This is a genomic window from Aliivibrio sifiae (assembly GCF_002954705.1).
Taxonomy (GTDB): Bacteria; Pseudomonadota; Gammaproteobacteria; order Enterobacterales; family Vibrionaceae; genus Aliivibrio; species Aliivibrio sifiae_A.
Genome location: NZ_MSCO01000002.1, coordinates 97,378 through 98,822, shown reverse-complemented (window position 1 = coordinate 98,822; position 1,445 = coordinate 97,378). Strand labels below are relative to the sequence as shown.

At 33.6% G+C, this 1,445-nt stretch carries 1 pseudogene; it reads left to right on the top strand.

Annotated features, from left to right (window positions below):
- Positions 1-1,445, top strand: a pseudogene (locus BTO22_RS19975) (hypothetical protein); the annotation flags it as partial.

Here is a 1,445-nt window from a genome sequence, read left to right as displayed (position 1 = left end):
TGAAATTATGCCTGAATTTATTGCTCAATTAATTCAAGGTAATTATCAAGACCCAAATATTTTTGATCAGTTGTCTCGTGAAGAGAGAAAGAGTCTTAATTCATGGGATATGGTGTCTGTAAATTCATCGGTAGAAGAAGAAAAAGCAAAAAGTCCATTTAAATTAATGATGGAAGATATATACAACTTAGCAACTTCATTTGCTACTGGATCTAAAGGTGATAAATTACATCGTTATAAGTTACAAAAATCAGATCAATGGGCTTTTGATTTACATGAGTGGTATTGTGAAGATAGTAAAATTGAAGCTTGTATTGATGAGATGGATGTCAGCAAAAATGGGGATGAATCTAATTATCAAAATGCAAATAGTCTTATAACTGCTTTAGGAGTTCTTAATCGAACTTCTCGAGATAAAGGTTTAAAAACTTTAAATGATGACCAGATGCATCGTTTTGAAGAAACTATTTACGGAGCTATATGTTTAGCAACGTCAATGAGTGTAAAGTGGGGTAATAAGAAAGAGACTTATTCAGCCGTAAATAATACTGATAATATTTACGAAACACTTGCAATGCTCCGTACTAATAGTACGCCTGAAATTCAGGATTTCTGGTATGCATTCTTTAATAAATATAATGAACATGATTTTGTCGATACCCTACGAGAAATGAATTGGGAAAACACTAGTATATATAGTGATACAAGCCTTAAATTATTACAAGATAAATACCCTGAGTTTATTGATCCATCAGAAGATGATTATTCTCCAAAAATTAAAGAAAGAAAGAGTCTTAGATCTGGGTTTATTGCAAAAAGCTCAGATGATTATGTAGAATCAGATAATGAAATCCTTGATCCGAAGATGGTGGCAAGAAGGCGTTTTAGATCTAAAAGTAAAGGTGTAATTGGGGGGATTATTAAGTGGAAAAAAAGCCGAATGGTAAAAAGAATTGTTAAGATGTCTGGTAAGCCGTCGATTTTAGCACCTTCTGCGATCGCTAATACTTTTTTCTTTCTGATTAGTGGTACTCATTATGTATGGGCTACGACTGCTTCAGAAGAAGATCAAATGGGCTTTAGTGATAGACTTGGTATTGGCGCTGTTATGTTCGATACTGGTGTAAGTATTGGGTATTACGCTGGTGTTAAAGCTATTTCTAAGTACATGAAAAAAATGAAACAAGCTAGCTTAGCAAAAGCAACGGCAAGGTTTACAGAGTTTTCCGATTTCTGGTTAGGCGCTAAAAATACTCAAAAGTTAATTAATAGACCAATTACAAATATTGCCCATTCAATATTCAATATTAGTATTTTCGCCAAATTAACGAGTAAAGTGTCGTCTTTCCTTTCTGCTGTAGGTCTTTATTATGCTGTAGATGCTTTGCGTACAGCGATTATTACGGGGAATGTAGCGGATATTATTTTTGAGGCTCTTAATACCA